This window comes from Pseudomonas brassicacearum (assembly GCF_918698105.1).
GTDB classification, from domain to species: domain Bacteria; phylum Pseudomonadota; class Gammaproteobacteria; order Pseudomonadales; family Pseudomonadaceae; genus Aquipseudomonas; species Aquipseudomonas brassicacearum_F.
The window spans coordinates 20,042-42,103 of record NZ_CAKKMI010000023.1 but is presented as its reverse complement, the minus strand read 5'-3'; the positions used below and the strand labels follow the sequence as shown (position 1 = coordinate 42,103).

The 22,062-nt window shown below is 57.7% G+C and carries 18 protein-coding genes and 2 pseudogenes; 10 read left to right on the top strand and 10 right to left on the bottom strand.

Translation table 11 applies throughout. The annotated features are described in order from the left end of the window. Nucleotides 1-309: 309 nt before the first annotated feature. Nucleotides 310-1,110: a DUF6630 family protein gene (locus tag LQ215_RS11580; protein WP_230149859.1), complete on the bottom strand. Its 801-nt coding sequence runs from the start codon at nt 1,108-1,110 to the stop codon at nt 310-312. A gap of 218 nt (nt 1,111-1,328) precedes the next feature. Between LQ215_RS11580 and LQ215_RS11575 the strand changes: the two genes are divergently transcribed. Then, nucleotides 1,329-2,078, top strand: coding sequence for a substrate-binding periplasmic protein (locus LQ215_RS11575; protein ID WP_230149851.1), 750 nt, complete (start codon nt 1,329-1,331; stop codon nt 2,076-2,078). Between the two features lie 84 nt (nt 2,079-2,162). On the opposite strand, the gene LQ215_RS11570 is transcribed toward LQ215_RS11575, so the two are convergent. The 3 genes from LQ215_RS11570 to LQ215_RS11560 all read right to left on the bottom strand — a co-directional run bounded on the left by LQ215_RS11570 (nt 2,163) and on the right by LQ215_RS11560 (nt 5,493). Then, a complete protein-coding gene (locus LQ215_RS11570) occupies nt 2,163-2,414 on the bottom strand; it encodes a hypothetical protein (RefSeq protein WP_230149849.1) in 252 nt (83 codons plus the stop codon). A gap of 135 nt (nt 2,415-2,549) precedes the next feature. Continuing rightward, nucleotides 2,550-4,730, bottom strand: a complete 2,181-nt coding sequence (locus LQ215_RS11565; RefSeq protein ID WP_230149846.1) for a TonB-dependent siderophore receptor — start codon at nt 4,728-4,730, stop codon at nt 2,550-2,552. Nucleotides 4,731-4,845: 115 nt separating this feature from the next. Next, nucleotides 4,846-5,493 carry an FMN-dependent NADH-azoreductase gene (locus LQ215_RS11560; protein ID WP_230149845.1) on the bottom strand — a complete coding sequence of 216 codons (648 nt, stop codon included), beginning with the start codon at nt 5,491-5,493 and terminating at the stop codon, nt 4,846-4,848. 96 nt (nt 5,494-5,589) lie between these two features. On the opposite strand from LQ215_RS11560, the gene LQ215_RS11555 reads away from it, so the two are divergent. Beyond that, on the top strand, nt 5,590-6,444 hold the full coding sequence (locus LQ215_RS11555) for a LysR substrate-binding domain-containing protein (protein WP_230149843.1): 855 nt from the start codon (nt 5,590-5,592) through the stop codon (nt 6,442-6,444). Between the two features lie 74 nt (nt 6,445-6,518). On the opposite strand, the gene LQ215_RS11550 is transcribed toward LQ215_RS11555, so the two are convergent. Further along, nucleotides 6,519-7,685 (bottom strand): MFS transporter, encoded by a 1,167-nt coding sequence (locus tag LQ215_RS11550; RefSeq protein ID WP_230149841.1) that lies wholly within the window; start codon nt 7,683-7,685, stop codon nt 6,519-6,521. Nucleotides 7,686-7,779: 94 nt separating this feature from the next. Between LQ215_RS11550 and LQ215_RS11545 the strand changes: the two genes are divergently transcribed. Continuing rightward, nucleotides 7,780-8,673, top strand: coding sequence for a LysR family transcriptional regulator (locus LQ215_RS11545; RefSeq protein ID WP_230149840.1), 894 nt, complete (start codon nt 7,780-7,782; stop codon nt 8,671-8,673). A gap of 152 nt (nt 8,674-8,825) precedes the next feature. Here the strand turns inward: LQ215_RS11545 and LQ215_RS11540 are convergent, their stop codons facing one another. Further along, the gene (locus tag LQ215_RS11540) at nt 8,826-10,406 is read right to left on the bottom strand and encodes a GMC family oxidoreductase (RefSeq protein WP_230149838.1); all 1,581 of its coding nucleotides are present in this window, start codon (nt 10,404-10,406) and stop codon (nt 8,826-8,828) included. A gap of 64 nt (nt 10,407-10,470) precedes the next feature. Next, nucleotides 10,471-11,244 (bottom strand): alpha/beta fold hydrolase, encoded by a 774-nt coding sequence (locus tag LQ215_RS11535; RefSeq protein WP_003203112.1) that lies wholly within the window; start codon nt 11,242-11,244, stop codon nt 10,471-10,473. An 88-nt stretch (nt 11,245-11,332) separates the two neighbouring features. Between LQ215_RS11535 and LQ215_RS11530 the strand changes: the two genes are divergently transcribed. Then, on the top strand, nt 11,333-12,772 hold the full coding sequence (locus tag LQ215_RS11530) for an HD domain-containing phosphohydrolase (RefSeq protein WP_230149836.1): 1,440 nt from the start codon (nt 11,333-11,335) through the stop codon (nt 12,770-12,772). Between the two features lie 23 nt (nt 12,773-12,795). Here LQ215_RS11530 and LQ215_RS11525 read toward each other — a convergent pair whose 3' ends face one another. Continuing rightward, entirely contained in the window at nt 12,796-13,713 is a 918-nt protein-coding gene (locus LQ215_RS11525) for a LysR family transcriptional regulator (protein ID WP_230149828.1), read from the bottom strand. 199 nt (nt 13,714-13,912) lie between these two features. Here LQ215_RS11525 and LQ215_RS11520 point away from each other — a divergent pair. From LQ215_RS11520 to LQ215_RS11510, 3 genes and pseudogenes are all read left to right on the top strand, one after another. Next, a pseudogene (locus LQ215_RS11520) lies at nt 13,913-14,167 on the top strand (response regulator transcription factor); the annotation flags it as partial. 92 nt (nt 14,168-14,259) lie between these two features. After that, the gene (locus LQ215_RS11515; protein ID WP_230149826.1) at nt 14,260-14,592 is read left to right on the top strand and encodes a nuclear transport factor 2 family protein; all 333 of its coding nucleotides are present in this window, start codon (nt 14,260-14,262) and stop codon (nt 14,590-14,592) included. Further along, the gene (locus LQ215_RS11510) at nt 14,586-15,362 is read left to right on the top strand and encodes an SDR family oxidoreductase (RefSeq protein WP_230149823.1); all 777 of its coding nucleotides are present in this window, start codon (nt 14,586-14,588) and stop codon (nt 15,360-15,362) included. Before LQ215_RS11515 ends, LQ215_RS11510 begins: the two co-directional genes overlap by 7 nt. A gap of 151 nt (nt 15,363-15,513) precedes the next feature. On the opposite strand, the gene LQ215_RS11505 is transcribed toward LQ215_RS11510, so the two are convergent. Beyond that, on the bottom strand, nt 15,514-16,431 hold the full coding sequence (locus tag LQ215_RS11505; protein WP_230149821.1) for a LysR family transcriptional regulator: 918 nt from the start codon (nt 16,429-16,431) through the stop codon (nt 15,514-15,516). An 85-nt stretch (nt 16,432-16,516) separates the two neighbouring features. Here LQ215_RS11505 and LQ215_RS11500 point away from each other — a divergent pair, with 85 nt between their 5' ends. From LQ215_RS11500 to LQ215_RS11490, 3 genes and pseudogenes are all read left to right on the top strand, one after another. Beyond that, entirely contained in the window at nt 16,517-17,308 is a 792-nt protein-coding gene (locus LQ215_RS11500; protein ID WP_230149819.1) for an NAD(P)H-dependent oxidoreductase, read from the top strand. A 128-nt stretch (nt 17,309-17,436) separates the two neighbouring features. Continuing rightward, nucleotides 17,437-17,859, top strand: a pseudogene (locus LQ215_RS11495) (helix-turn-helix domain-containing protein); the annotation flags it as partial. A 299-nt stretch (nt 17,860-18,158) separates the two neighbouring features. Then, a complete protein-coding gene (locus tag LQ215_RS11490; RefSeq protein WP_230149817.1) occupies nt 18,159-19,589 on the top strand; it encodes a HEPN domain-containing protein in 1,431 nt (476 codons plus the stop codon). A gap of 427 nt (nt 19,590-20,016) precedes the next feature. Here LQ215_RS11490 and LQ215_RS11485 read toward each other — a convergent pair whose 3' ends face one another. Next, nucleotides 20,017-21,831: a hypothetical protein gene (locus tag LQ215_RS11485; RefSeq protein WP_230149815.1), complete on the bottom strand. Its 1,815-nt coding sequence runs from the start codon at nt 21,829-21,831 to the stop codon at nt 20,017-20,019. Nucleotides 21,832-22,062: the final 231 nt, after the last annotated feature.

Genomic DNA, 22,062 nt, shown 5'->3' with positions numbered 1-22,062 from the left:
CAAAAGAAGGCATCGGCCCCAGTGAGTGCAAGATCCACGTGACCGCCGCCACCGCTGCCAGCACTGCGACCACAATGCCGATCAGCACCCATTTCAGGATTTTCTGCCCTTTCGACGGTTGGGACCTTGGCGCGTGTGCCTCTACCCTGTACTGAATTTCCCCGGCGCATCGCGGGCAAGCAGCGGTGTCGTAAGGGAGGAGGAACCCGCATTGATCACAGTTTGTCATGGCGTCACTTCGAGGCTCAAAGGAGGGGTAGCCCTTTATGGGCTTGTTAAAACGGACCGAAAGCGCGTGGCGTCAGTCGCTTAATATTTGTAGACGATGCCCAGCCTGCCCATGATCTCCAAGGCATTGATCAGGCCCAGGCCGTTCATGGGCAGGCAGGCAAAGGCCTGGTATTCATCGAAGTGCGTGCCGATGGCTAACAACTTCAAGTCATGGGCCTCCAGCTGGGCGTTGAAATACTGCAGCAGCGCGCGCTCCCAATCGTTGGCGCGGTTGACTGCATCGATGGCTTTACGTTCAGGCGCAGGGATTTCAATGCCCAGTTGCCGCAGCGGGGCGAGGCCATTGACGGCATCGACCCCGTAGGACGACCACTCCTTCCATTCGAACCCGGCCAATTGATTGGCTTCGGTGAGCGCTGACTCGACCTGCGTCCAAGCCCAATCCCACTGCCCGGTAGGCGCCGGGATGTTCTCAATAAGCGCCTGCGCGCGCCCCTCGTCGAACAAGCAATCGAACAGGTCGGCCAGGGTGTCGGCCAAATCGGGCTGCGGCCCTTGCCCCTGGGTGTCTAGGTCGCGGCTCAAACGCTGCCATAGACTGCCCAGCTCGGCCCAGTCCTCGTCATCCATGTCGTCGTCGATCACCTGTGCCTTATGGCCGCGCGAGTAATTATCCAGCCGGGTCTTGCGCACGCGTACGCCGCCTTCGGCGAGATCGACCTCATAGCTGCGGTAATCCAGGTAGTTGGTCTGGAAAACGATGCGGTCAGCAAACACCTCATGGGCGAGGCTTTCCTCAGCATCGAAATACGCCGCGCCTTCGACGTTGCCATGGGCGGTGATGATGCGTTGAAACGACAGTGGGTCGATTGGATTCATGGGGGCTGGGTCACAGGGGAGGAGGGCGAAAGGGAAGCGCCGCGCGCGCTGGTCGATATCCGGTTCGCGCTGATCGTACACCAAGGCCTGGGGGTTGCTAAGGGGCGGAATGTGGACTGCGTCAACTGTTGGGCGTGTGTTTGGGGCTATGCTTACCTTGCCCCTTTGAATAAGGCTCCATCCATGTACAAACACCGAACAATCCGGCGGGAGAACACGTGAGACATTCGACACCGGCTGCAGCGCTGCTCTGCCTCTTGCTCGGCACGGTTGATGCCAGGGCCGAGGAGTATCAAGTCGTCACCGAAGAGTGGGCACCGTACAACTATCAGGAAAACAATCAGCTCACCGGCATGACCACCGAGATCGTCCGGGCCATCATGGCGTTGACCGGCAGTGACTACGAAGTGCTGATGCAGCCCAGCATGCGAGCCACGCAGGTACTGAAGAACCGGCCCAAGACGATCATGTACTCGCTGTTTCGCACGCCGGAACGCGAGCCGTTGTACAAATGGGTCGGCCCGATCGTGGAAGAATCCATCCACCCCTATCAACTGGCCAGTACGCCGCCGGTGAACTCCCTGGAACAACTGCTGCGTGCCCCGCAGATCACCACCCGCCACGCCGGCCTGGTGCCCCAGATGCTGCAGTCGCTGGGCTTCAACAATCTGGATAAAAGCGCCACCGAGAGCAAGCTGCTTTACCGCATGCTGCTTGCCGGACGCACCAACATCATCATCGGCGACACCGATGCGGGCGTGGCTTATTACAGTCGTCAGTTGAACATCGCACCGGGCACCTTGCGACGGATCCCTATCGAACTGTATCGCTCATCGCTGTACATCGCCTTCAGCCCTGACAGTGAGGATGAAGTGGTGGCGGCGTGGGCTCGTGCGTTGGAGCAGTTGCGGCGTTCCGGGGAGTTGGAGCGGATCCAGCGGCGGTATGAGCAGGTTGATGGGCAATGACGTCATTCAGAGGTTACTGAGTGCGAGCCGCACGGAGTCTAGCTGGCTGCCAATGCTCGGGTTGTACTTGCTGCGGCAGGCTTTCTACTGCTCTTGATAGTACTGCGCTCTACGCCTGGCTTCTTCGCGCTCCATTTCTTCATAATGCTTGCGTTCTACTCGCTCCCTCTCTTGATGGCGCTCGCGGTGTTTCCTGTCTGCGATTCGATCCATTTCCCGCTGATGCTCCCAGTGGCGTCTGTTTGCCTCTCGATAGTCCTGGTTCCGGTCACCGGCAAATGCACCCGCTGAGGTGACGCCGATCCAGGTGAGTGCAAAAATGGCAGCCATTTTCATGTGATTGTCTCTCTAGCGCAGAGGTGTGCGGGAGGTGCCGTTTGCGGCTTCCGGTAGACCATAAGGAAGGGCGCAAGTGCATTGCTTTCGGCTGAAAGGGGGCGTCCCAAGTGATGCCCCCTTTTTTTCTGCTTTCTAGAAACTGTACTTGGCGGTCAGCATCATGTTGCGTGGGTTGCCATAAGCGTCACCGCCATAGCTCACGGAGTTGGCGATGGTCGAGTAGTAGCGGCGGTCGAAGATGTTGTTGGCGTTGACCTGCAAGTCCAGGTTTTGGCTGACCCGGTAGCCGGCCATCAGGTCGGTGATCGCGTAGCTGCCTTGTTCGAGGCGGTATTGGCTGCCATCAGCCAGCGGGATGTCGTTGTACATTCGGCTCTGCCAGGAGACGTTGCCGCCCACGCGCAGTTTTTCCAGCGGGCCCTGGAAGTGGTAGCTGGTGGTCAGCTTGAACAGATGCTCCGGCGTGTCGGTGTCGAACTGTTTGTTTACGTTCTGCGGGTTGGCGGCGTCCTTGATGGTGTGTGTTCGCGCGTAAGTGTAGCCACCGCCAACTTGCCAGTTTTCGGTCAAGGCGCCTTGCAGTTCGAAGTCGATACCCTGGCTGCGAATCTCGCCGGAGGCTTCGTAGCAGGTCGCCTGTGGGCAGTTTGCTGTAAACAGTTGCACGGCACGGTTTTCCTGGTCGACGCGAAACAGCGCCACGCTCGCATTCAACGCGCCATCAAAATATTCGCCCTTGATGCCGACCTCGTAGTTCTTGCCGACGATCGGCTTGACCGGGCTACCAGAAGTATCCTTTGAACTCTGCGGCGTGAAGATATCGCTGTAGCTGACGTAGACCGAGTGATGGTCGTCCAGGTCGTAGATCAATCCGGCGTAACGGGTGAGGTTACGGGTGACCTTGTAGTCGCCGTCGCCATCGCGGTTATCGTAGTCGTACCAGTCCAGGCGCCCGCCGAGGATCAGCTTCAACGGGTCGGCCAGGCTCAGGCGTGTGGTGAGGTAGACGCCGTCCTGGGTGGTCACGTCGCGCTGGTTGTTGGTGTGGACGAAGTCCGGTTTACCCGCATTGAGCGGCCAGTTGGTGTCGTACGGGCTGTAGTTGTGGGTGGTCTTGTCGTAGATGCGCTTGCTGGCGCCCACCACCAGTTCATGGCTACGCCCGAACGCCTCGAAGGGGCCACTGGCAAAGGCGTCTACGCCGGCCTGGTTTTCATCGACGTCGGCCTGGTAAACCGTGCGGGCCAGTGTGTTGTTGACCCAGCGCGATTGATAAGAGCCGGAGAACAACGCGTTCTGTTCGGAGTAGTTGGCGTTGACCTGCAGGTTCCAGTCATTGGCCAGGCGATGACGGACTTCGGCGAATACGGTGTTGATCTCCTGATCCTTGTTCTCCCAATCCGTCCCCGGATTGTAGGAGCGTGGCAGGTCCAGATGATGACCATCCAGGCCGATCATCGAAGAGCCCCAGAAGTAATTGGTCTTGTCCTTCTGATGGGAAAACCCCAGGGTCAGGGTGGTGTCATCGCTCAGGTCCGCTTCGGTGACGGCATAGAACAGGCCATGATCCTCCTCGACATTGTCGATGAAGCTGTTGGCGTCCTGGTAAGAGGTTACGACCCGGCCACGCAGCGTGCCACTGTCGTTGAGCGGGCTGGAGGCATCGACCTCGCCACGGTAGTCGTCCCAGCTGCCGGCCGCACCGGTCAGGGTGACTCGCTGCTCGGCCAATGGTCGCTTGCGGATCAGGTTGATGGCGGCCGAAGGGTTGCCTGCACCCGTCACCAGGCCGGTGGCACCGCGCACCACCTCGACCCGATCGAACATCGCCAAGTTAGGCTGGGAGCCGACGTTAACGCCGTCGTAGCCACTCGGGATGCCGTCATACATCAGGTTGTCGATTTCAAAACCGCGTGCCTTGTAGGTCTGCCGACCAGGACCAGAGGAAAAGTCCAGGAACAAACCGGGCGTCGCCTTGACCACGTCGTTGATGTCGGTCATCACTTGGTCATCCATGCGCTGGCGCGTGATGACGGTGACGGCTTGTGGGGTTTCACGCATCGTCAGCGGGAGTTTGGTCGCGGTCGACATCGCGCCGGTGGTGTAGGACTCGGTGCCTTCCGTGGTACTTCCCAGCTGGCCACTGCCGGTGACCTCGGTTGCGCCTAGTTCCAGGGTGGCGGGTGGGGTGCTCGTCGGGGTGGTGCTGTTGTCATCGGCAAAGGCTTGAGCCAGGGAGGTCATGCAAATAGCCATGGCCAGAAGATTGCGGGCAGGGGTGAAATGACGTGGCGGGGTGGCACAAGTCGACATGAATAGATCCTTGGATGCTAATGCTTGTGAGAGTAATTCGCATTAAGTATCACAGGATTTATCTGGACGATAAAGCTTGTTGCGTTTGGATGCTGTCGACGCGCAGTAGGGGCACCTAAAGCGTCAGCGACAAACTGTCTGCCAGGTTCCTGGCCTGCTGAGTCGCGGCCTCACGCGCGCGCCGATCGACGTCTTCCCCCAGGATGGTTTTCTCCACCATCACCGAGTGCACATCCGTGACGCCGATAAATTTCAGCCAGGCTTCTACGTAGGGTTTCTGGAAGTCGAAGCGCTCCGCCGGTGTGCTCGACTGCGCCGAAAAATCCAGGCCGCGGGCGTACGTCACCACGGCAAGTTTATTGTGCAGCATGCCTTCCAGACCGCGTTGCGGGTCAACGCTGAACAGGATGTCTTTCTGCGATACCAGGTCGATGAAGTGCTTGAATTTGTACGGGATGCTGAAATTCCACAGCGGTACGGACATCACGAGTACATCCGCACGGTGCAGGTGACTTGCCAACGCTTCTAACGTGTTCCAGGCCTCCTGTTGTGCGGTGGTCAACGGCGTGCCATTGAGCCCGGCGTATTTGGCTTCCATGGCCAGATCATCGAATTCCGGCAGGGCCATGTTCCAGAGGTCGAGGGTGATGATCTCGGTATCCGGGGTGTTCGCTTGATAACGCGCAATGAAGCTGCGCGCGACTTCAAGGGAAGCCGAGCGGTGCTTGCGTGGAGAACACTGAATATGCAGAAGAGTCGTCATGGCACACCTTGAATGAGGGCAGGTGGCAGTATTGCAACATAGTTGTAATTGAAATATAAATCGTAAATTACGGCTAGATTAATCACGATTGAAACTATGTTCGACACTCTGCTGCTCAAGACATTGGTCACGGTCGTCGATGAAGACGGCTTCAGCCGCGCCGCCCAGAAGCTGCACCTGACGCAGTCTGCGGTCAGTGGCCACGTGCGGCGATTGGAAGAACAGATTGGTAAACCCCTGTTGACGCGCACCACCCGTTCCCAGCAACTGACGGCCGATGGCGAGCGCCTGGTCTCTTATGCGCGCACGATCCTGGCGCTGAACCGTGATGCCTGGACAGACCTGACGCGCACGCCGTTTCATGGACGGCTGCGGATCGGGGTGTCCGAAGATTTTGTCGAGGCTCGATTACTGCGCACTGTCCAGGATTTCGCCGCGCAGTACCCCGGGATGGAGATCGAGGTGCAGGTGAACATTCCGGGTACGTTACTGGCGCTGATGAAGCAGGGGCATCTGGAGGTGGTCATCGGTTCGCTGTGCGAAACCAGCGAAGCGGGGCTGTTGCTATGGCAAGAGCCGCTGGTGTGGGCCTGGTCGGCGCAACCCGTCGCCCGGTTGCCCACGCCGTTGCCGCTGGCCCTGTTCCCCGAGCCGTGCCCTTATCGCGAGGCCGCGCTGACAAGGCTGGCGCAGGCGGGGATTGCCCAACGCACAGTGATGTTGTGCAGCAGCACGGCCGGATTACGGGCGTCGGCCTTGGCAGGCTTCGCGGTAGCGCCCATGCCACTGAGTCAGTTGGGGCAAGGATTGGCGGCCATTGGGGTGGAACATGGGTTGCCGGATTTGCCGGATGCCCAATGTCGGCTGTTCACCTCGCCTGATGCGGATCAGACGATTGTGGCAGCGGTCACTCAGCTCATGGTGGAGTATTGCGCCAAGCGCAGGGCTTGATTGTCATTTCAAGGGGCTGCTTGGGCGTCTTGGGTAGCGACCTCAATGACGACTAACAGCCCCGTACATCATCGTCACGCCAGCGCAGTTGCAACCGTTCTGGAACGCCAGGCAAAAGCCAACACCATCAGCAAGCCCAGACCCGCCATTGCCGCCCCGGCCAGGGAGATCGCCGGATAACCCAGCCCGGCATTGATCACCGCACCCCCGAGCGCCGCACCAATCGCGTTACCGAGGTTGAAGGCGCCGATGTTCACCGCCGAGGCCAGGTTGGGCGCGTCCTTGGCCGCTTCCATGACGCGCATCTGTAGCGGCGGCACCAGGGCGAAGCTGGCGATACCCCATATCAGGATCGCCACGGCGGCCGGCAGCGGCCAACGCATCAGTACGGTGAACGCCAGCAAGACCAGAATCAGCACGCTCAGCGAAACGATCAGGGTGCGGTCTATCGAGCGGTCAGCCGCCTTGCCGCCCCACATATTGCCCAGCGTCAATCCCACACCGAACAGCACCAGCATGGCCGTGATGTAGGCGGTGGACGCATGGGTCTCGCTGCTGAGGATCGGTGCGATGTAGGTGAAGACGGTAAACATGGCCCCCGAGCCGACGACGGTCAGGGCCAACGCTCCCAGCACCGGGCCACGGCCCAGTACCCGAATTTCAGCCAGTACACCGACGCTTTGCGGCGCCGGCAGGTTGGGCAGGGCGAACCACAACGCGACCATGGTCGCCACGCCGAGGCCGGTAATACCCCAGAAAGCGGTGCGCCAGCCGAACAGTTCGCCAAACCAGGCGGCCAGCGGCACACCGCCGATGGTCGCCAGGGTCAGGCCCATGAACATGGCCGCAACCGCCCCGGCACGCTTCTCTGGGGCGACCACGCTGGCGGCGACGATGGAGCCAACGCCAAAGAACGCACCGTGGTTCAGTGAGGTCACCACCCTGGCGACCATGAGGCTGTAGTAATCGGTAGCCAAGGCTGACATCAGATTACCCAGGGTGAAAATCGCCATGAGCCCGATCAGCAGATAGCGCCGGGGAATCCGGCCGGTGGTCAGGGTCATCAGCGGTGCGCCAAGCAGAACGCCCAGGGCGTAAGCACTGACCAACAGACCCGCAGCGGGAATGGAAACGCCGAGATCCGCAGCGATGCCCGGCAACATGCCCATGGGGGCGAACTCGGTAACGCCGATGCCGAAGGCACCAATGGCGAGTGCGACAAGTGGTGGATTGATACGCATGGAAGACTCCTCATTTATGCCGCCAATGCTACGATCCAACTTTTTCAGGCGGTAGATAGCATTTCTGGCAATCACCTTTGCGTAAGGAGCACAAATGGACTTCAACGGCAGGTCCGGTGAAATGAGCGTGTTCGCCACCGTGGCACAGGAAGGCAGCCTGTCGGCCGCCGCGCGTGCATTGGGGCTGACACCCTCGGCGGTCAGCCGGATCATCGCGCGTACCGAACAACGCCTTGGCACCCGCCTGCTGCTGCGCACCACCCGAGCGATCACCTTCACCGCCGAGGGCGAGGCGTTCCTGCGCGGCGCCCGGCGTATCCTGGCCGACATGGCCGAGGTCGAAGAAGCCATCGCCGACCAGGGCGTGCCCAAGGGCCGCTTGCGCGTCAGCGCCGCCCTTGGCCATGGGCGGCTGGCCATCGTTCCCTTGGTGGCAGCCTTCAGCGCCCGTTACCCGAACATCGTTGTCGACCTCACCCTCGGCGACGAAGTGGTCGACATCCTCGGCGGCCAGGCCGACGTGGCGGTACGCTTTGGTCATCTACCCGACAGCCCACTGACCGCGCGCAGGCTCGGCGACACCGGCCAGGTAGTGGTGGCCTCGCCCGACTATCTGCAACGCCACGGCACCCCCCAGGAACCGGAAGACCTGCTCCGGCACAACTGCCTACGCTTCAACTTCCGGCGTGCCGAACCCAACTGGCCGTTCATCCGCGACGGACGAGCGTTTTCCCTGAAGGTCAGCGGCAACATCGAATGCAGCAGTGGTGAAGCGCTGGCACAACTGGCGCGAGTAGGGGCCGGCATTGCGCGTATCGGCGAGTTCACCGTGAGCGAGGACCTAAAGCGCGGCGACCTGGTGCCGCTGCTGGAAGAATGGAACCCCGGTGATCGGGAACCGATTCATGCGGTGTTTGTAGGAGGGGCGGCAATGCCGGCGCGGGTGCGGTTGTTTGTGGATTTTTTGGTGGAGCATCATCGGATGTGAGGGGGAGTTAGTTGATTTTTGCGGAGGTGGTGATGTTGGTCGCGTTAAGCAGGTAGTGACCGATATATCGTTTTGGGTAGGTGGCATGATTGGAACATCGGGAGTTATAGGCCGGGATTGGTCGATGGCTATTTGTGAAAGACTGCTTCTTATCAATGACCGGTCAGCGCTATGGCCGCAGCCGTCACACCCTGCGCAGCGAGGACAAGATCTGCTGCTCGTTCGGCGATGACGACGCACGGCGCCATCGTGTTGCCAACGGTAATTCGCGGCATGATCGAGGCATCAGCGATGCGCAGTTTATCGATGCCATACACACGCAGTTGATGGTCGACCACCGACATCGTATCTCGGCCCATTTTCGCGGTGCAGGATTGGTGCCAGTAAGTCACGGCAGAGTTGCGGATGAACTGCTCCATAGCGCGATGTTCTTTCGGCCCGGGCACAACTTCGCGTTTGACCAGCCCGTTGAAGGCTTCGCTGTTACCGAGCGCCCTGCACAGGTCGATCGACGCATACGCCGCTGCCATATCCTCGGGCGCGCTCAGCGAGTTCGGCTCAATGAGTGGGGCATCCAGTGGCCCGGCACCCGACAGGCGCAAGCGTCCTCGACTGGCAGGCCTGGCCAGCCCAGCGAACATTGTCCAGCCATGTTGTGGCGGCTCAATCGCGACCTCAGGCGGAGAGGGTACCGCAAACGCCAGCTGACACTGCAATAGGTCCGGGACATCCAGGCGACTGTCGCTTTTCCAGTACAAGGTGGTTTCGCACCCGCTGCCACCGACTGCCTGGGGTTGCAGGTACTCCCATGTGCAGCCAAAGGCGAGGTGGTCCTGAAGATTCTCGCCTACGCCGGGAAGGTGATTGATCGGGGCGATGCCGTGACGTCGCAGTTCCTCTTCCGGGCCGATTCCCGATTGCATGAGCACCTTGGGTGTCTGCACCGCGCCCATGGACAGGATGACCTCGGCTGCGGCATAGAAGCATTGCCGTTCGCCTGCGATCACCACTTCGACACCGATAACCCGTGTACCGATAAGCAATACGCGGGTCACCAATGTCCCTGTCAGAATCGTCAAGTTCGGATAGTGCAACCGTGGCCGGATATAGGAGTCGTAAACGGATTCGCGCTTGCCCTGGTTAATGCGCAGGTCGGTAATAGCGATCCCGCCCGGGCCTTCCATCATCTCGCCATTGGGACTGTCGAATCTGGGGATACCCAGACGGCTGGCCGCCTCCAGCGTTGCCCACGCGAGGGGTTGAGGCATGGCCGGCTGTTCGACATGCACGGGGCCACCTGAACCACGCCGAGTGGTATCAGGGCTGCCTTGCCAGTTCTCGATCCTGCGGTAGTAATTGAGTACCGAATCGTAGCCCCAGCCCGGGTCGCCGGACTCGGCAGCGAAATGGTCCCAATCGGAGCGGTGCCCGCGCGACCAGACCATCACATTGATGCTGGAGCCACCGCCGAGTCCCTTCCCCATGCTCAGGGATAGCCGTCGACCATTGAGGTGTGGATTGGGTTGCCCCTCGAATGCCCAGTCGCGCTTTGAACCGAGGTTCATCGGCCATTGCGCCGGTTCGACAACCTCGGGGCCCGAGTACCCCTCGCCAGCTTCAATCAGCAAGACGCGTGCGCTTTTCTGATCGGCAAGACGGGCAGCGACCACGCAGCCCGACGTACCTGCACCGCACACAATGAAGTCATAGTGTTGATCACGCAGATGATTCATGCGCACGCTCCGTATCGATGCAGCGATTGAGTTTGCGGTTACCAGTGGCGTCATTTCCCTGCGATCATTGTTCGCCAACGCTGTGCACTGCCTTAAGAATCACTGCGGCGACCTCGGCCGGCTGTGACTGCTGGGGAACATGGCTGGTGTGCACCTCTGCAAGGGTGGCACCGATACGCTTGGCGGCAGAGCGCTGGACGTCGGGGTGGATCATCCGGTCTTCTGTGGCAAGCAGATACCAGGACGGTTTGGCCTTCCAGGACGACACGGTCGTTTTATCTTCGAAGGCAGATGCCTTGATGGGACCTTGCGTGGCGGTCATGACGGCGGTCTGCGCTGCCGGGAGATCCTGGGCGAAGTCCTTGGCCATGCCTTCCGGCGTCAAATAGAGGAAACCGTTGCCGTCTGCCTTGATCTGACTGATGCCAGGGGGCGTGGGCGCACCTTTACCTTGTTCGCCGCTGGTTTGCCCGGCCTCTGGCGCGAAGGCGGCGACATACACCAGCGCGCTGACCTTCGGGTCGCTACCGGCCTCGGTAATCACAGTGCCGCCCCAAGAGTGCCCAACTAGAATCACCTTGCCCTGCTGGTTGCTCAACGCGCGGCGCGTAGCGGCAACATCGTCGGCAAGCGAGGTGAGCGGGTTTTGCACGACCGTAACGGCCACCCCTTGGGCTTGGAGCAGTGGCACCACTTTGGCCCAATCGGAGCCGTCGGCGAACGCGCCGTGTACGATCACCACGGAGGGCGTTGTATCCTGCGCGTGACTGGCGCTTGCGATGAAGGTACCGGCTAGGGCAAAGGCGACGGTAGCGATTTTCGATTTGAATGTTTTCATTGGATGAGCTCCTGTTCGGGAGTTCAAATTCTGCTGACTAGCCTGCGTTGTGGGCATCGGTCACTTATCCGACCCCGGGATATTTTTCATGGATAGTGTGTTGCAACTGGATATCTCCCTGGGCGGGGCACTGGCGACGATCGCCCAGGTCGGTGACCTCAGCATGGGACAACCACTCGGTCATTCCCGGCGTGTTGCCGCACTGGCGCGGATGCTGGCGCAGGCCCAGCACGGCGACGGTGAGCACCTGAGGGTGGCGGAACAGGTTGCCTTGCTGCGCTGGTCCGGTTGCACCGCCAATGCCGAAGGCTTTGCGGATCTGCTGGGCGACGACGTCGATGGCCGCCGCGCGATGCTCGATTTGACGCTGGGCAATGAGCAAATGAACGCGGTGCATCAGGCAACCCCGCTTGCCGTCGTGCACTGTGAGGTGTCTGGAGCAGTCGCCAAAACCCTCCAGCTCGGTGCCGCCGTCGAGGCGGGCTTGTGTCGCGTGTTCGAAACCTACGACGGCACTGGCCGGCCGCTGGGCCTGACCCATGAGCACATTCCGGAGGTCGCCTATCAAGTAGTACTTGCAGGTGACCTGGATATTCTCAGTCGTGCACACGGCCTGGACGCGGCGCTACGCTGGATCAGAGAGCAGTCGGATCGGCGCTATCCCGCGTCGCTCGTATCGTTGCTTCTGGGGAACGCAAAGGGCTGGCTGGCGGATTTGGAAACGCTTTCGAAAACGGTTGACCACGTGCCTGAGCAGCGTTGCGTCTCACTGACGTTGGTGGGAGATATAATCGACTTGAAGCTCCCGTGGTTGGCAGGGCATTCGCGGCAGGTAGCGCATGTCGCCCTGGAAGCTGCGCGCCTGTGGGGGCTGCGTGAGCCCACTTTGACAGAAATTGGCAAGTCCGCGCTCATCTACGGTCTCGGCCGGGCAGCCGTTTCGAACCACCTTTGGAATACCGCAGGGACGCTGCCATACGGCGCTGCGGAGCGGGTGCGCCTTGTCCCTTACTGGACGCAACAGGCGCTTAGACCTATCACTGAACTGGCCGTGCCCGCAGAGATTGCAACCCATGCCTATGAACGGCTCAACGGCAGTGGCTATTTTCGAGGCGTGGCGGGTGATGCGCTGTGTGCCGAGCATCGCCTGTTCGCCACATCGGTGGCCTGGGTCGCGCTAAGGGAAGCCAGGCCATGGCGATCGGCCCACGGCGAAGCGGATGCAGCCAGGCTACTCAAACAGGATGCCGGCAGTGGCTTGTTCGACAACGATGTTTGCGAAGCAGTCATTGCCGCCGCAGGTGGCGAGCGTCGGATGCGTCAACCGAAGGCTTCGCTACTCACGACTCGCGAGTGCCGCATCCTGCTGGAGATCAGCCGTGGCGCCAGCAACAAGCAAGTGGCGCGGCTGCTGGACATCAGTCCGAGCACGGTTCGCACGCACATGGAAAGCATCTTTCGCAAACTGGAATGCTCGACCCGGGCAGCCGCTACCTTGAAGGGACTGACACTGGGATTGATTGCCTGAGCCAGGTCCGGGTCAAGCCTGGATCATGCGAGCCCGTCCTGATCGGCTTGACTGGCACGTGCCAGGTCGATGAATGCCTTGGCTGCCGCGCAGGGGTTGCGGCGGTTCGGGTAGTACAGGCACAGCTTGTCTCTGGGCGGTGTCCAGTCTTCGAGAGTCCGCACGAACTGTCCGGCGCGGATTTCGTCGTGAACGTCCTGCTCCATGAAAAAACCGAGCCCCATGCCTTCCTGCACCGCCACCTTGACCACGCTGGATTCATCCAGCGTCAGCGGCCCGCTCACATCGAGACGAGTCACTTCTGCGTCCCGCTCGAAATGCCACGGGAAAATCGCCCCATTCGGTAGTCGAACGCGGATGCATCGATGCTGGAGCAGCTCGGATGGCGTTCGCGGTTTGCCGTGTTTTTCGAAGTACGCCGGCGAACCGACCACAGCGTAGCGTTGCGGCTGGCCGAGAGGGACCACAATCATGTCGTTCGGAACGAGGCTTGCTGAACGCACGCCGAAATCGAAGCCGTCAGCAACGATATCCACCAGACGGCCTTCGGTTACGAGGTCGATGTGTACTTTCGGATGCTGCTGCAGGAACTCCATCACCAGTGGCAGGAGCGCCGATCGGGCAGCGCTGGCGAACGCATTGATACGCAGCGTGCCCGAGGGGCCGGCGTTATGCGATCGCACTGCATCGAGTGCAGCACGCAAATCCTGCAAGGCTGGCCCCACCTGCTCCAGAAATATCCTGCCCGCTTCGGTGATGGCCACGCTACGGGTAGTGCGATTGAACAGCCGCGATTCGAGGCGGGCTTCCAGTTGGGCAATGGTGTTGCTCAGTGCGGTGGTGGAGACGTCGAGATCGATAGCGGCTTGCCGAAACGAACCCCTGCGTGCGACCGCTATAACAGCGTCCAGCTCACCGAGGCCTAAACGATCTTGTGACATGGATTGTCCTGAATTTCGGGATTGGTCATGAGGGTTTATCCCAGTTGAACAAACTATCCGTCAGGCAGCAAGATCGCTCCAGGAAATCTATCCAGGAGATCAGCAAATGAGCCTTCAGCGTGTCAGCGTTGTTGAGACGTACTTTGACATCGGCATTGGAAGCGATTGGGTTGCTGCTGAATGCTCGCCACCTCAAGCATGTGATGCATCGCTGAGGCTGGCCGCACACGGCGAGCACCAGATCCAGCAGCTTGGTGGGCGATTACTCACTGGGCGAGAGTGTCGCATCCTCAGGGAGATCAGCGTTGGCGCCAACAACAAGCAAGTGGCGAGGTTGCTGGAAATAAGTCCGAGCACCGTTCGCACGCACGTGGAAAGTATCTTCCGAAAGTTGGAATGCTCGACTCGAGCGGCCGCCACCTTCAAGGCAGCGAAACTGGGGTTGATCTCCTGATGCCCGGCCCGGATGGATGCCTCATTGCATCAGGCTCGCGTACAAAAGTGCACAAGATCGCTTCATACAACCAGATTCTGGAGAGCGAAAACATGACCCTTCAGCTTCCCGACGTCGTGCAGGCGTACTTTGCGGTCAGCAATGGTGGCGATGCAGCGCAACTTGCGAGCTGCTTCCGCTCGGACGCCACGGTTTGCGATGAGAGAAAAACATACGAAGGAACAGCTGCCATCGAAGCCTGGCAACAGGAGGCACGTAGAGCCTTCATCTATCAGGTCCAACCACTGCATGCCCTGCAAGGGCAGGGCAGACTGACCGTCATTGCGCGCCTTGTTGGGAATTTCCCCGGTAGCCCGGTTCAACTGAGTCACGTCTTCACGCTGGAGGGCGGTCGAATCCGTTCCCTGGAGATCACGCCATGCTGAATCTAGGTTTGACTGGCAAGCGGGTCCTCGTCACCGGTGGCACCAAAGGCATCGGCAAGGCTGTCGTCGAGTTGTTACTGGCCGAGGGCGCGAAGGTCATTACCTCGGCCAGGCAGGTGGACGTTGAAATGCCGGGCGCTCTTCTGATTGCGGCTGATCTTTCGACCCGGGAAGGTTGTGACGTGCTGATCGCCGCGATCCAACAGCGGCTGGGTGGCGTGGACATAATGATCCATGTCCTGGGTGGTTCGTCGGCACCCAGCGGCGGTTTTGCTGCACTGGACGAGGAACAGTGGCAACGAGAGCTCAGCCTGAACCTGTTGCCGGCGGTGCGCCTCGACCGCGCCTTGCTCCCGGGTATGCTGGAGCGCAAGGAAGGGGTCGTCATCCACGTCACCTCCATTCAGAGTCGGCTGCCACTGCCGCAAGCGACAACAGCTTACGCGGCGGCCAAGGCCGCGCTTTCGACGTACAGCAAAAGTTTATCGAAAGAGGTTTCGCCCAGAGGCATTCGCGTGGTTCGGGTTTCGCCGGGTTGGGTTGAAACCGAAGCGTCGGTCGCATTAGCCGAGCGACTCGCGCAGGAGGCAGGTACTGACTATCAAGGTGGTAAAGAGATCATCATGAAAGCACTTGGGGGTATCCCGCTCGGCCGTCCATCCACACCTTGCGAAGTGGCTGACCTGATCGGTTTCCTGGCTTCGCCGCGAGCGGCATCTATCACGGGAAGTGAGTTTGTGATCGACGGCGGAACAGTACCAACGGTTTAGCCGTCTGTTTCAGGAAGGCGAAAATTAACGGAACACGGATTTATCGAGGCAGCGCGGACACATACTCAAATGGTTTCGAGAACGCTTGAAGAGGCTTGAAAAGCGCTTTTGCGCCGGGGGCTAGTCGTCATCGTTTCATTGTCCGGTCCATTCATTTCTGCGTGCGAGTTGTTTCCAACGTCGAAGCGATAAGCTCGCGTAGCCACATATGGGCAGGATCGCGATGCAGTCGTTCGGGCCATAACATCAGCATTTCAAACCCGGGAATGGCCAGCGGAGGTGCCTGGACGTGAAGCGCTGGCTCATGTTTCACCAGCCTTTCCGGCACCACCGCAACCAAATCGCTGTGCACCAATGCTGAGACCAGCGAGTTGAAATTGGACGCGGACAATACCACTCGCCGTTCCAGACCTTCAGCTGCCAGCGCGTGGTCGGTACTGCCAACGAAGCCGGCGCCATCGGGTGACATGACGGCATGTTCAAGCGCGCAGAACGCTTTGAGCGACAGCCTGGTTGCCAGAGCGGGATGACCGCGCCGCGCCGCCAGCACATAGCGTTCGTGGATCAAGGAGCGCTGACGCAACTTGGGCGGCGCTTCATCGCGGGTGTGCAGTGCCAGATCGATAAGGCCGTTTTCCAGATCCTTGGCATAGTCGCCAGTCGGTTTATTCACAAGCGCCAACCGCGTGTACGGGGCCAGGTGCCTGAGCCGCGAGAGCGACGGCCAGATCAAGGCAGTCGTCGCGTAATCACTGGCAGCGATCTTCCACGTTTGATGGGAGCGTCCGGGTTCAAACGCGGCCACAGGACTCAGTGCGCTTTCCAGCGCGGCCAACGCGTCACGCAGGGGGCCCTGTAATTCGCGAGCTCGCTCGGTGGGCGACATCCCTCGGGGGCCAGGCAGCAAAAGCGGATCATCAAGAAGATCTCTCAGCCTGCCCAGTTGCAGGCTGACGGTCGGTTGCGCCAGGTTGAGCAAGCGCGCCGCCCGCGTCACATTTTGCTCGGCCAGCAAGGCATCCAATGTGACCAGCAAATTAAGATCCAGACGGCGCAAGCTATTGTGCATGCAAATACCATATGTTTCGGGAATTCATTTCTATCATAGCGGATGCAAGCTTACGGTGAGGGACACATTCCACGCGGAGCCCCTCATGAAAATACTGCTGATCTACGCCCACCCCGAACCTCGTTCGCTCAATGGCGCGCTCAAGGATTTTGCGATCACTCACCTGGAAACAGCAGGCCACGAGGTCAAAGTCTCAGATCTCTACGGCATGCGCTGGAAAGCATCCCTCGATCCGGACGACGCCCCAGGTTATGACGCAGAAACGCCTTTCAACCCGGCGCTTGAGTCCCAGCGTGTATTTGCCGCTGGCAGCCAACCGGCGGACATCCAGGCAGAGCAGGCCAAATTGCTCTGGGCCGATGCCGTCATCTTTCAATTTCCGCTGTGGTGGTTCTCGATGCCCGCGATTCTCAAAGGCTGGATCGAACGCGTCTACGCTTACGGTTTTGCCTATGGTGTCGGCGAACATAGCGAAAACCACTGGGGCGATCGCTACGGCGAAGGCAGCATGACAGGCAAGCGCGCCATGTTGGTCGTTACCATGGGCGGTTGGGAATCCCACTACAGTGGCCGAGGGGTGAACGGCGCGTTGGAGGACCTACTATTTCCTATCCAGCATGGGGTGCTTTTCTATCCTGGCTTCACGGTACTGCCGGCCTTCCCAATCTATAAAACCAGCAAGATGGACGCCGCCCGGTTCCAATCCATTTGCACGGGTTATGCGGCTCGCTTGGATACGCTCTTCAGTGATCAACCCTTGCCATTTCGTCGCCAGAATCACGGCGATTACGAAATCCCGGCGTTGACGCTCAAAGCGCATCTTGCATCGGGTCGTTGTGATCTTGGTATTCATATCAGTGACGGTGAGAGGGTTTGAGGTAAAACGTGCAGTGGAGGCTTGAGCCCAAGGGCGCTGGTAGTCGGGTCGTGCGCCTCAGGATTAGTCATCCTTGGATGTCAGTAATGACGGTCCCGGCGATGCTCAGGGCGAACTCTTCTCCGAAGACCCTGGCCCCCGTCTATGAGCGAGAGATTATCTTCCGCGTACGCCAAGGCCCCCATGGCTGGATGTTGCGAGACATCGCCGCGCCGGATACCGCGATGGCCCGAGTCAACCTGGCAATCCAATGAATCCGCCGCGACTTCGCCGAGTCCATTGGTGTTGAGCGATTGGCGCTATGCGCTTCAATGAGCGTCTCGGGATTCCATCGTCACTTCAAAACTGTCACCTACCTAAGCCCCTTGCAGTACCAGACGCGGGTTCACCTGCTCCAGGCCAGAACCCTGATGGTGGCGAATGCCAAAAGCGTCATGGCGGCTGCCTTCTAAGTGGGCTACGAGAGCGCAACGCAATTCAGCCGGAATCATGCGCGGGTGTTTGGGCTTCCGCCCGGACAGGATGCCGGGAGGGTACTTGGCAATATGAAGGTGGTTAGAGGCCAGTTGGTTGGCGGGTTGATGGGAGGGATAGGGGATTTCTTGATTGGCGGCTTTCGGCCAAAAGCAGACGACCTGCGCGTCTCTGGTTCGTCAGATGGCGAACACTGCCACTTGTCTAGGCATGCAGCGTATGAGGGAGATCGAAACGACTTTTCTTGTTCCTGCATTAGTCGCGTTGGAGAAATTAGTAGGGCAGTCGACGTGAGCCTCTTTACTGGCTACCTTGAGGTCTCGCTAAGTAGCCTGCCAAGCCTACAAGCACCCAAACATGAAAAACAGGGTTCGTTATGGAAAGCAAGACGATTAAGGAAAGCGGCTACTTTTGGTGGCGAAATGAGCCGATTCCTGAGGACGACATTGTCCCGGAGTCAGCAGTAGCAGGTGATTTGATAATTACTGATGACGGACGAATAAGCATTGAGCTGCATGGGTATTTACCTTCAGCGGATCACCCGATGTCCAGAATTTTTGTGGGGTCGGGAAATTCATGCCCTGATATTGAAGGCCGGCTCAAAAACTCAAGCGAGCATGTGCTATTGACGGACGTCTATACCCAAGGAGGCAAAGCATCCTTCGGTGGTATTTCTTATGAAAACTATGGAGCAACAAATTGCTTAATTGGTTCTAAACCGCTTCCCGAATCGAAAGGGGAGATAATGTTTGATGGTCTTTCAATTTCGCTGACTGGATTTGAAGACTGGCTAGGCTTGGGCTCCATTGAAACGAGTAGAACAAAAAGAAAGCTCGTAGCAACCCACAAGACACAGAAAAATATTAAATACACACTAGAAGATAACAGTACTATATCAGTAGAGTTTGACTTGCTTGCTCCAATGTTCGGCAATCAAAAAAATCACGTAATAAACATCACTGAGAAAATCAGCTTTAAGTATCTATCCAAGCTTAAGAAAACATCCTCGGATCTTAAAAAGCACTTTTTCTCTATCGCTGATTTTTTCTTGATTTTAACTGGTTCAGACTATAGTATGGAGTGGCCATCTCTAACGATAGGTCGCACTGCAAGCAACACTAAATCATATAGGTTTTATTTTTTAAGATCTAGAAACTCAGCTGCTCCACCCACACGCCATAATTGCTTGTTAAAATTTCCAACTATTCGAGAAGAATTTGGTCATCTTTTTCAACAGTGGCAAATTAAAAGGGAGGAGTTAGGACCCGGAATGAGCCTGTATCTAGGAACGCGCCGTGGCGTCGAGCTATACGTTGAGCATCGATTTGTTAATTTAATATGGGGGCTCGAATCGTTGCATCGCACACTAAATAAAGACGCGCCTCCCACGAAGCTAGAGCTGAAAGCTCAACGTATCATTGGGCAAATAACATTGGCCAAGGATCGAAAATGGTTGGAAGCTAAACTTGAGCATTCTGCCGAGCCCTCTCTCGCCGAACGCTTGGTTGAATGTATGAAACTTTTGCCGTTAAATTTTCCAGCTAAATCACTTCGCGATTTTTGTAACGAATGCGCTGACAAACGTAATGACATTTCACATTTTGGAGGGCAGCGTGCGCCAGGAGGTTATGGAGATTTTCTAGGAAAAATCTACTCGCTAAACAATGCTCTTAGTAATATCTATCCCGCTATAATTCTGAAGCTATGCGGAGTAAATGACTTGCTTTTACTCAACATGCTCAGCGCTGGCCGCGCGTCCAGTAGAATCAAGTACACCCTCAACGAAGTTGGACTACATATCAAGTAGGGCGAACTAAATTGACCCTTCACCAAATTCTCAAAAGCAAGAGGGACCAGGCAGATACCGCATAACAATTGACTCCTGCTTCTAAAGTGCGGGCATCGTCACATGACAGTTACCGGCCTAGTCTCCGCCCGTTGCGAAGGGCAACTATGGGTCGCTTTCTGCCGGTCAAGGCGTACCCGTGCGCTGGTCAAATTCGATGCATGCGACTGGTCAAGTCGAGTGCAAAAGGATGGTCAAGTCCATGCAATTACGCAGCTACGCTATTCGACAACTGCTGATGACAAATCAGCTGGGGCATTTTTCAATCGGCAGGATGGGTCGGTTTTCAATCAGCCCCGACACGCTGCACCACTAAACGGGGCAGCGCTTGTCTCTGTCGGCTCTTCGTGCTCACGCGTCTATGGAGCGGTTTTCAGAAGCCAGAGTGTCATCCTGCCATGTCCTTTGGCTCGTGTACCTGAGTTGGGATGAAAATCCGGCTCCCTTTCTTGATCGCTGCGTCCACCTGAATACCAAACTCCCCACCTGAGGCTTGATCTACTGGCACCCCGTCTAGCTGAAGACCTACGACATTCCGGGTTTCGTATACGTCGTTTTTTAGGATGTACAGCTTCCTGCCAACAGACACCGTTGCTTTATCCAGTTGCAAAATAACTATGCGGCCATTTTGAAAAACTTCGTTGACGACGCCGATCTCGGTCAGCTCCGGCGGTGCGATTTTTACATGCCCGAACCCCAGCAGCTGAGTTCGAACATCTTCCTTTGTAATCAATCCGCGAAGGATGTCAAAATAGGCGTTGTAGAGTTGATACGTCGTGATCAGCCCCCGCTTATCCAGCAGCGCGTCTTTGATCTGGTTTGGAGTAAAAGGCGGGTTTACCCGCAGTTTTGGAGCAACGTATCGTTGGTGGTTCACGATATACAGGGCTGATACGTCCCACGCTTTTCTTTCCTCCTGGCGTCTATTCTTGATCTTGGAGATCTGAGCGCATTCCTTATCTTTGGACGTTCCGCCGATGCCTTTGACCTCTATCACCAAGAGGCCAGGCTCCAGTTCAATCTGAATATCCTCTTCCAGCGTATCTTCGCTGTGTTCATCCATGGCTTTTGCGGAGGTATATCCCAGCCAAATGAGGTATTCACGCACGGCATCTACTAACTCGTCCCCTGTTCCAGACAGCATCACACGAAGGAAGCTAAATTCATTTTTCAGATCTGCAATGGCGGTCTCATTCTCAGCGACATCGGCTACGTACCGTGTCTCAATCGCTGCACGTTGTTCACGAATCTCCACTTCGCCGGGGAGTGGGTGAGAGCCGTCGTCCAGCCATGCAAACATGCCGTTGTACGGAAAAACGTCCGGAAACACCCCTGCAAGGTTATCGAAAAATTCAACCAAAAATTCTGCTTTGCGCACCAACTGCGGAAGTACGAAGACGGCGCCTTTGTCAACAAACGTCGCGTACCCAACGATCTCACCGGCTGCATTGACCAGAATAGGGACAAATTGTTCGTCTGGCTTGCTGGTCCCGTTCTTCCAAACAAGGGGATGGGGAAAGGTCACTTCATAGTGTGCGTCTTTCAGGTATTTGCCGATAAATGAGTGGAATCGTGTCTCTTCTTTATACAGCTCAACTGTCTTTCCAAATTTGTTCTTGAACTCTTTTATGCCACTGCAAAGGCGTAAGGTCTCGCAGTCAAAGTTATCCACTACGCTTGCGCCGTGTATTCCGATCTCGGCAAGGTCGTAATGGATTTTTTCATTTTCAGCTGCGAAAATTACAACAACGGATTGCTTCTTGAGCACATCCTCGATTTCAGTGCAAAATCTGGATGTTCCAAATCCCTTCGAATTGAAAACTTGCTCTGGATAGGAACTGACCAGCGCATATGCTGTTTTGCCGCTGGTGTTTTTCAACTCGGCGCGTGCTTCAGACTCGTCAATGCCGTCTGTCTTCGCTAGGTCGACCACGACCACGTGAAACTCGTGTAGGTTGGAAGGCAGCATTACCAATGGGCGGAGGTAGGTCTGCATACCCGCTCTGTTTTTGGGCGTCTTTACATCTCCGCCCAGAGTGGCTGTCGTGCAATCGTAGAGTTTCTGGGTTAGCAGAGCAGAGACGTCGGGTGCGGTGTCAATAAGGCAGATTTTCGGAACAGCGTTCAGTGCAGGTTGCGTCAGTGGCAGCGATGTTACATCTGGCATAAGCTGGGTAGCTTGCGTAGCGTTTCTTTTGGCCATCCTTTTTAACCTTCCAGGAATTTGAGCATTTCGTTGTCCGTATGGCATCGAGACTGGAAATGCGACTCGCCATTTCCACAGCACTCAACCCAAAGGGTAATGTGAGTTTGACATCAATCGCAATGGTCTCTCACCAAGCCGATATGACGCCCAAAAAAAGAGGCTAGCCGACCGCTTCTGGCCGAGGCTGTGTAAAAACGTTTTTGAGCGAGGCAGGTACTCAAAAACGGA

What these genes read in the sequence shown, in the direction of transcription:
- LQ215_RS11580 (WP_230149859.1), bottom strand. Translation starts at nt 1,110, where the DNA reads ATGAATCCAATCGACCCACTGTCGTTTCAACGCATCATCACCGCCCAT.
- LQ215_RS11570 (WP_230149849.1), bottom strand. Translation starts at nt 2,414, where the DNA reads ATGAAAATGGCTGCCATTTTTGCACTCACCTGGATCGGCGTCACCTCA.
- LQ215_RS11565 (WP_230149846.1), bottom strand. Translation starts at nt 4,730, where the DNA reads ATGTCGACTTGTGCCACCCCGCCACGTCATTTCACCCCTGCCCGCAAT.
- LQ215_RS11560 (WP_230149845.1), bottom strand. Translation starts at nt 5,493, where the DNA reads ATGACGACTCTTCTGCATATTCAGTGTTCTCCACGCAAGCACCGCTCG.
- LQ215_RS11555 (WP_230149843.1), top strand. Translation starts at nt 5,590, where the DNA reads ATGTTCGACACTCTGCTGCTCAAGACATTGGTCACGGTCGTCGATGAA.
- LQ215_RS11550 (WP_230149841.1), bottom strand. Translation starts at nt 7,685, where the DNA reads ATGCGTATCAATCCACCACTTGTCGCACTCGCCATTGGTGCCTTCGGC.
- LQ215_RS11545 (WP_230149840.1), top strand. Translation starts at nt 7,780, where the DNA reads ATGGACTTCAACGGCAGGTCCGGTGAAATGAGCGTGTTCGCCACCGTG.
- LQ215_RS11540 (WP_230149838.1), bottom strand. Translation starts at nt 10,406, where the DNA reads ATGAATCATCTGCGTGATCAACACTATGACTTCATTGTGTGCGGTGCA.
- LQ215_RS11535 (WP_003203112.1), bottom strand. Translation starts at nt 11,244, where the DNA reads ATGAAAACATTCAAATCGAAAATCGCTACCGTCGCCTTTGCCCTAGCC.
- LQ215_RS11530 (WP_230149836.1), top strand. Translation starts at nt 11,333, where the DNA reads ATGGATAGTGTGTTGCAACTGGATATCTCCCTGGGCGGGGCACTGGCG.
- LQ215_RS11525 (WP_230149828.1), bottom strand. Translation starts at nt 13,713, where the DNA reads ATGTCACAAGATCGTTTAGGCCTCGGTGAGCTGGACGCTGTTATAGCG.
- LQ215_RS11515 (WP_230149826.1), top strand. Translation starts at nt 14,260, where the DNA reads ATGACCCTTCAGCTTCCCGACGTCGTGCAGGCGTACTTTGCGGTCAGC.
- LQ215_RS11510 (WP_230149823.1), top strand. Translation starts at nt 14,586, where the DNA reads ATGCTGAATCTAGGTTTGACTGGCAAGCGGGTCCTCGTCACCGGTGGC.
- LQ215_RS11505 (WP_230149821.1), bottom strand. Translation starts at nt 16,431, where the DNA reads ATGCACAATAGCTTGCGCCGTCTGGATCTTAATTTGCTGGTCACATTG.
- LQ215_RS11500 (WP_230149819.1), top strand. Translation starts at nt 16,517, where the DNA reads ATGAAAATACTGCTGATCTACGCCCACCCCGAACCTCGTTCGCTCAAT.
- LQ215_RS11490 (WP_230149817.1), top strand. Translation starts at nt 18,159, where the DNA reads ATGGAAAGCAAGACGATTAAGGAAAGCGGCTACTTTTGGTGGCGAAAT.
- LQ215_RS11485 (WP_230149815.1), bottom strand. Translation starts at nt 21,831, where the DNA reads ATGGCCAAAAGAAACGCTACGCAAGCTACCCAGCTTATGCCAGATGTA.